The organism is Ferrovum myxofaciens, assembly GCF_000735045.1.
Classification (GTDB): Bacteria; Pseudomonadota; Gammaproteobacteria; order Burkholderiales; family Ferrovaceae; genus Ferrovum; species Ferrovum myxofaciens.
The window spans coordinates 1-424 of record NZ_JPOQ01000103.1 but is presented as its reverse complement, the minus strand read 5'-3'; the positions used below and the strand labels follow the sequence as shown (position 1 = coordinate 424).

Sequence of the window (424 nt, the reverse complement as noted above, 5' to 3'; positions counted from 1 at the left end):
CGCACCACCAAGTCGCTTTGCGGCTTCGTCGAAAGGTCGGTTATGCCAGGCACGCTTATTGTTACCGATGACTGGAAAAGCTATTACGATCTCCCCAACAGAGGGTACAAGCACATGCACGTCGTCGAGCGCGGCGACCCGCAGGTTGCCGATGAGTTCCTTCCGATGATCCACACCGCCTTCGCTAACTTGAAGTCCTGGATTAACGGCATTCATCACGGGGTAAGTGATCAGCATTTACAAGCGTACCTCAATGAATTCACGTTTCGGTTCAACCGGCGCTTTTACCCGTTCAACGCTTTCCGCTCCCTGATGGGCATCGCCAGAGAGGTTGCTGCTCCTACATACGCCGAACTTTATTCCGGTGTTTGGACTCATCCTGGTGCTAATGAACGTGGCGGGGAAACAACCGGATAGGCAAGGA

General features: G+C 53.5%; 1 protein-coding gene. It reads left to right on the top strand.

Translation table 11 applies throughout. From position 1 onward, the window contains the following. Window positions 1-417: IS1595 family transposase (locus IV91_RS0111130; protein ID WP_150112464.1), on the top strand; the 417-nt coding region annotated here is incomplete at its 5' end. Window positions 418-424: the final 7 nt, after the last annotated feature.